The sequence below is a fragment of the Modestobacter sp. DSM 44400 genome (assembly GCF_900107175.1).
In the GTDB taxonomy this organism is placed as follows: Bacteria; Actinomycetota; Actinomycetes; order Mycobacteriales; family Geodermatophilaceae; genus Modestobacter.
This window is the reverse complement of sequence record NZ_FNOZ01000018.1, coordinates 23,519-30,049: the sequence shown is the minus strand read 5'-3', so window position 1 is coordinate 30,049 and position 6,531 is coordinate 23,519. Positions and strand designations below refer to the sequence as shown.

The 6,531-nt window shown below is 73.9% G+C and carries 4 protein-coding genes; 3 read left to right on the top strand and 1 reads right to left on the bottom strand.

The features are described from left to right. Positions 1 to 810: IniB N-terminal domain-containing protein (locus BLW04_RS26725; protein ID WP_217631022.1), on the bottom strand; the 810-nt coding region annotated here is incomplete at its 3' end. Between the two features lie 264 nt (positions 811 to 1,074). Here BLW04_RS26725 and BLW04_RS26720 point away from each other — a divergent pair. The 3 genes from BLW04_RS26720 (at position 1,075) to BLW04_RS12770 (ending at position 6,522) form a co-directional block, all read left to right on the top strand. Continuing rightward, positions 1,075 to 3,132, top strand: a complete 2,058-nt coding sequence (locus BLW04_RS26720) for an Hsp70 family protein (RefSeq protein WP_091541432.1) — start codon at positions 1,075 to 1,077, stop codon at positions 3,130 to 3,132. Beyond that, a complete protein-coding gene (locus BLW04_RS12775) occupies positions 3,129 to 5,756 on the top strand; it encodes a LuxR C-terminal-related transcriptional regulator (RefSeq protein ID WP_091541428.1) in 2,628 nt (875 codons plus the stop codon). Before BLW04_RS26720 ends, BLW04_RS12775 begins: the two co-directional genes overlap by 4 nt. A 145-nt stretch (positions 5,757 to 5,901) precedes the next feature. Continuing rightward, on the top strand, positions 5,902 to 6,522 hold the full coding sequence (locus BLW04_RS12770; RefSeq protein WP_091541424.1) for a hypothetical protein: 621 nt from the start codon (positions 5,902 to 5,904) through the stop codon (positions 6,520 to 6,522). The last annotated feature ends 9 nt before the right edge of the window (positions 6,523 to 6,531 follow it).

Below are 6,531 nucleotides of genomic sequence, written 5' to 3'. Positions count from 1 at the left end.
GTCGTTGCCCGAGTCGCGGACCGAGTTGTCCGAGTTGTCGTTGCCCGAGTCGCTGATGTTCGTGGAGTTGTCGGAGTTGTCGTTGCCCGAGTCGCGGACCGTCGTGGTGTTGCCCGAGTCGTTGACCGAGTTGTCATTGCCCGAGTCGCGGACGTCGACCGAGTTGTCCGAGTTGTCGGTGTTGTCGACCTCGTTGCCCTGCCCGACGGCGTTGCCGTCGCCCGTGGTGGCGTTGCCGGAGCCGTTGAGGGAGTCGTCGAGGGAGATGTCGACGCGGTTGTCGTAGCTGACGTCCGCGTCGCCGCCGGCGACGACGCTGCCGCCGGTGGCCAGCACCGTGTCGTCACCGAAGAGCTGGTAGGCGTCCCCGCCGGCCCAGACGCTGTGCGAGGCGTCGACCTCGGTGTAGGTGAAGTTCGACTGGATGTACTTGATGTACTCGACGACGCCCATGTGGCCACCGTCGTCGCCACCGTCGTCGCCCTCGCCCTCGCCGTTGTGCGAGGACGGGCCCTCCTGGCCACCGGCGACCGGGGGCATGCCGTGGTCCATCGACCCGTCGTCCGAGGACTCGGCAGCGGAAGCCATGGCGGGGTGGGCCGCGGCGGCGTGCGTCATGGCCATCGCGCCACCCACGGACACCGACTCAGCGAGCACCGGCACGAGGCTGTTCACGTCGGCCGCGCACACGTCGTCCAGGCCGGCGTCGGACAGGGCGGCCTCCGGGTCGGTCTCGAAGGCCGAGGCCGCCTGCGGGTCACGGAGCAGGTTGAGGATGAAGTCGAGCAGCGAGCTGGCGAGTGTGGTCATAAGAACTCCGTCGTTGTCCGAGCCGTACCTCGTCGTCCGGCTGTCAGCGGGAACTCAACGCCGCGACCGCCCCCCTGCCATCGGGTGTCAACCCCCAACTTCCCCCGCACGCAACAGGGGGTTACTCCTGACACAGCGTTAGGGGGTACGGGGTGTCGCCCCTAATTTTTTCACTCGATCGCGCTAGAAGCTGCTCGATCCCTACGTGACGGTTACGCTCCGCGAGGAAAGAACACATGACGTGACCCGCACGGGGGGAGTTGCATGCCCGACCCGCAGTACGCACTGGGAATCGACGTGGGAGATCAGACGGTGATGGCTGCCGTCTGTCGGCACGACGGCACGGATCCGGTCCTCGAGCCCATCCCGCTGGGCGGGGCGACGATGGCGGCGCCGGCTTCGGTCCAGCTGGACGCGACGGGGCAGATCTCCCTGGCCCGCGCGCCGCTGACTGCGTGCCCCGGGCCGTCATCTGCCGTCGGACACGTGCTCGGTCGCGTCGGTGGGACGACCCCGATGTACGTGGGCAATCGACCGGTGGGTGCGGCGGACGTCGTGGCCGCGATGGTCGCCGACGTGGTCGCCAGGGTGGCGGCTCAGCAGGGGGCGCCGGCCGCCCGGACGGTGCTCACCGTGCCGCCCTCCTGGGGGGAGCACCGCCGGGCACAGCTCACCGGGGCGCTGACGTCACTGGGTCTGCCGGAAACCTCACTGGTCTCCAGTGCCGTGGCGATCGCACGGCACCATGCCGAGGCCGACCAACTCCCGCCCGGGGCCACCGTGGCGGTGTACGACTTGGGCGCGAGCACCGTGGACACCGCGGTCGTCCGGGCGACCTCCACCGGACGCGTGGAGCATGTCGGTCTGCCAGTCGCACCCCTCGACTGGGGCGGCCGGGACGTCGACGACGCAATCCTGGAGCTCGTCTGCGCGTCTCTGGGTGTCCGACCGGCCAGCAGACGGCTGACTCCCGACACCCGGGCCCGGCTGGCCGTCCTGCGGCAGGAATGCGTCGCGGCCAAGGAGTCGCTGTCCACCGACGCCGCGGTCGCATGGTCCGTCGACTTCACGACCACGGCACGGGACACCCCCGTGCGGCTGGTCCGCGCGGACGTCGACCGAATCGTCGCAGCCCCGGTCGAGGCGTCGGTGGCCGCGTTGCGCCGTACGGTCGCCGACGCCGGACTGATGGTCGAGGACCTCGACAGCATCCTCGTGGCCGGTGGCGGTGCGGCCATGCCCGCGGTCGCCGAGATCCTCGCCGCCGAGCTGGGCCGGCCCGTGAACGTCGGTCCCCGACCGGCGCTGTCCACGGCGCTGGGCGCAGCACTACTGGCGTGGGACCTCGTCGCCGCACAGGACGGCGGCACACCGGCCGTGGACTGTGCCGGGCAGGGCGAAGGAGCGGCCGCTGCGCAGCCGGCTCCGATCGGTGCCGCACCGCGGGCAAGGGTCCGCCGGGGGAGCAGCCGGCCCGCGCCCGCCCGGGCTCCGCGGAACGCGGGGGCCTCGCCTGCGCCGCAGCCACCGGTCCCGCCCTCGCGTCGCCGGACCCAGCGGGTCAGCATCGTGGGCGCTGCGTTCGTCGGGTTGTCACTGGCGTTCGGGGCCCTGCTGGCCTTCGACAGCTCGACCCGGTCAGCCGTCCAGCAGTCGGTGGTGAACGCCGGCGAGCAGCTGCCGCAGCTCCTCCAGCCGACGAACGCCCCGGTCGACGACCGGAGCTCCTCGGCCGGCGGGTCCGGGGGCTCACCCCAGAACGAGGCGGTCGCGCGTGAGGCGACCGGTGAGGCGACCGGAGGTGCGGCGGTTGCCCGCGGCGCCGGCACGAGATCGGGCGCAACCGCCACGGCGCGGGACAACGACCAGGCGGCCAACGGCACCGACGTCCGCGCTCCCGATTCGGCGGGTGCGACCGGTGCGCCTGCCGGCGCAACAGGCTCTGCCACGGTCGCCGGACCCACGGGCCTCGCCGACGTCGGGGCGGAGGGCTCCAGCCCAACCAGCGACCCGACCACGGGAGCGACACCCCCGCCTGGTGGAGAGTCCACACCGCCACCCACGTCAGATCCAACACCCGGGCCCACGCCGGACCCCACGCCAGACCCCGCGCCGGATTCCACACCTGCGCCGGATCCCACGTCCGCGCCGGATCCCACACCCGCGCCGGATCCCACGCCGCAGCCCGCCCCGGACCCCGCGCCGGATCCCGCGCCTGAGCCGACCCCCACGCCCGCGCCCACTCCGGAACCCACCGTCTCGTCCCCGGCGTCCTCCGGCACCCCCCTCGGTACCGGCGGCTCGGCACCGGTGGCCGGATGAGCGCCAGCGTGGTGGGCCAGGATGCCGCCTGGGCGGCCTGGACGGGTCTGTTGCCCCCTGTGGCCGGACGGCTCCTGCGCGACGCCGTCGGCGGACGCCACCCTCAGGTCTCGGTCGCGGTGCAGGGGCCCGGGGGAACCGGGAAGACGATCCTGCTCACCCAGCTGGCCACGGCCTACCGGAACGCCGGCGTCGCGGTGGCCAACGAGTACACCGCACCAGCGCCGGGCGAGCTGACCGACCGGGTCGCCGTGATCGTCGACGACGCGCAACGCCTGACCGAGGAGCGCGCCGGCCGCCTCCGTGAACTGGTGGGGCATCCCCTCGCCCGCGTCACCGTCGCCTACCGGCCCTGGCCTCGGCCGCCGGCGCTGGTCGAACTGGTCGAGAAGATGGGCAACGAGCGGGAACTCGTCGTGCTCGGGCACGTGGACCGCGACGTCGTCCAGAGGTGGGCCACCGCGGAGCTTGGGCCGGCTGTACCGGCGGACCTCGTCGACTTTGTGATGCACCAGACCGGGGGCCTGCCCGGCCTGGTGAACCACATGATCCGGTCGCTGGCCGAAGATGCCGCGGCAGGCGGGCGGGGAACACCGGCCCCGGACGCCTCACCCGGTCCGTCACCCAGCTTCCGGGTTCCGGCGGACGTGGTGAACCGGGTGCGGGCGGGACTGGCTGCGCTGGACGACGAGAACCGCGCCGTCCTGCACGCGCTCGCGGCCGGTTCACCGCTGGACCTCGACGTGCTCAGCGACGTATTGGAGGTCCCTGCCCGGCGCGCCGACGAACTGGTGACGCGCGCCCGGGCCAGTGGCTTCCTGCTCGACGACGGCATCGTCGTCCCGCTCGTGCAGAGCGTCCTGCTGGACTCCACTCCCACCGATGTCACCCGGTACACGCGCCGGCGGCTGTTGGCGCTGTTGGTGGATCGTGGCGACGAGCCCATCGAGCTGGCCCGCGCGCTGGCCGCCGACCACGTCCGGGAGCCTCGGGCCGCGCGGCTGCTCGAACAGCACGGCAGTGCCGCGCTCGCCGTGGACCCGGCCCTTGCCGGCGTGCTGCTCGGGGAGGCGGCCGCCACCGGCGCACCGGCCGGTACCCTGGCCGCCCGCCGCGCCCAGGCCGCCGCCCTGACCGGCGACTACGACGGCGCACTGCAATGGGCCGATCCGGCCCTGAACGACGAGTCGGCCCCCGATCGGGAGCGGGCAACGGGCGTCGTCGCGGCGATCCTGGCCCAGCGTGGGCTGCTCGCGCGCAGCGCGGAGCTCTACCGGCTGGCCGGTCCCGAGCGGAGGGGATCGGTGGCGCTGGCGTTGCTGGCCACCGGTGCCCGAGCCGAGGCACTGGAGGTGTTGTCGGCGGAAGCACCGGCCGCCGCCACCGGGATGCCGACCATGCTCGCCGGCAGTGAGTCGCTGATGGCGCAGGGGGTGTTGCAGTCGCTGCGGTCGGGTTCCTCCGCGGCAGATGACATCGCCGCCGCACTGTCGATCCTGACCAGGGCCGCTGCCCTCGTGGAGCCGATGGGTCGTACCGCACTGCTGCTGGACACCCCGGCCGCGCTCGCTGCACTGGTCGCCCTGCACAGCGGGGAACTCACCGTCGCCGAGTCGGTGCTGCGTCGTGCGGTTCAGGCCGAGGTCGGGGGCCCGCCGGCGCGTGCCCGTCACCATCTCCTCCTGGCGTGGACGGCGATGCTGCGGGGGCGGCTCGGCACCGCCCGGCAGCACATGGCCCGGGCCCACGAGGGATCGGCAGACTCGCTGGAGCCCCGCGACGAGCTGTTCCTGCGGGCCCTCGCGGTCGGCCTGGCCCGTCGGACCGGCGATCTGCCCGCGTTGACGACTGCGTGGGAGCACGCGCGCGAGGCCATGCTGCGGTACCCGGTCGACCTGTTCGCGCTGCTGCCCCTGGGCGAACTGGTGGTGGCCGGGGCGCGGATGAAGGACGGCGACCGGCTGGCACCGCACCTGGCCGAGGCGCAGGCACTCCTCGCCCGGTTGGGTGACCCGCAGCTGTGGGCCGCCCCGCTGCACTGGTGCGGCGCCCAGGCCGCCATCCTCGCCGACAATCCGGCCGCCCTCGAGCCGCACGCGACCGCGCTGGTCGCCGCCGCGCGCACCAGTCGCTATGCGGCCACCGTCGCCCAGGCCGGCCGCTCGTGGCTGCGGGTGCTCACCAACCAGGTACAGGCCCAGGCGGCGATCACCGCAGCGGAGGACCTGGCGTCCATCGGGTTGACCTGGGACGGTTCCCGGCTGGCCGGGCAGGCCGCGGCGCGGGCGGTCGACGCCCGGGACCGGACGGCGCTGCTGCTGTGCGCCCGCTCGCTGAACGAGCCGGACGATCCCGGCCCGGAGGCGAGGCAGGTCACCGGCGCGGACGACGACGGGCACCCCGCCGCACCACCGGCAGGGTCGACGGGGCTGTTGAGCCATCGGGAACAGGAGGTCGCCGCCCTGGTGGTGGTCGGGCAGACCTACCGGGAGATCGGCGCGACGCTGTTCATCTCCGCCAAGACCGTCGAGCACCATGTGTCCCGGATGCGGCACCGGCTGGGTGCCAGCAGCCGATCGGACCTGATCACCCGCCTGCGGGCGGAGCTCGCCGCGGCCGGCTGACGGCCGGTCGTCCGCCCGGGATGGTGCCCGGGAGAGGACGCGGGGTGGCTGGGCGAGGACGGACAGCTCCGCGCCGCACTCCGATCGAGAGGACGCCGGCGTCCGACCACTCGGGAACCCGGATCGACCGCGACGTGGTCCCGGTGTGCCCGCGCCCGCCGACGGCCTCACCGGGCTGCACTGCGGCGCGTCCGGCGGCGCTCTGCGCAGATCGGGCACCGCAGTGAGCGAGCCGCCGGCGGATCGGCCCGGCCCGCAGGAACGGCTGGACGCGCTGCCGTTGCCGGTGTTCTTCGGAGCCGTTGCGGTCGTGGGCGGTCTGGCCGGCGCGGGCGTGGAGCGGGCGACCCAGGGGTCGGTGGACCTCTCGGCCCTGGCGGTGCGCGTTGTGCTGTTCGCGGTCGTGCTGACCTGGCTGGCCGCGCGTCAGCGGCGCCGGACCAGTGGTGCGCAGGAAAGCGCGGCAATGGGTGCGGCCATCCGGCACGGTGCGCTGCCGGCGGACGCCGACCCGGCGGTGTGGCGGCCGGCGCTCGAGCGGCAGCGGAGCGCGTCGGTGCGGGGCCGCCGGGTGGGTCCCGTGGTGTTCGGCGTCCTGGCCGTGGGCTCGGTCGTGGTGGCCGTGCTGCTGAGCAGCCACGGCTGGTCGCTCACCGCGGCCGGGTGGGCCGTTCTGGGTGCCCTCGGCCCGCTCGGGTCGGCTCGGAACCTGCGTCGGGTAGACGTCCTGCTCGAGGAGCCGGACCGGCGACCCGGCCCCCGCTGACGCGGAAAC

Bases quoted from the DNA above. Each gene is read 5' to 3' on its own strand.
- BLW04_RS12775 (WP_091541428.1), top strand. From the start codon at position 3,129: ATGAGCGCCAGCGTGGTGGGCCAGGATGCCGCCTGGGCGGCCTGGACG.
- BLW04_RS26720 (WP_091541432.1), top strand. From the start codon at position 1,075: ATGCCCGACCCGCAGTACGCACTGGGAATCGACGTGGGAGATCAGACG.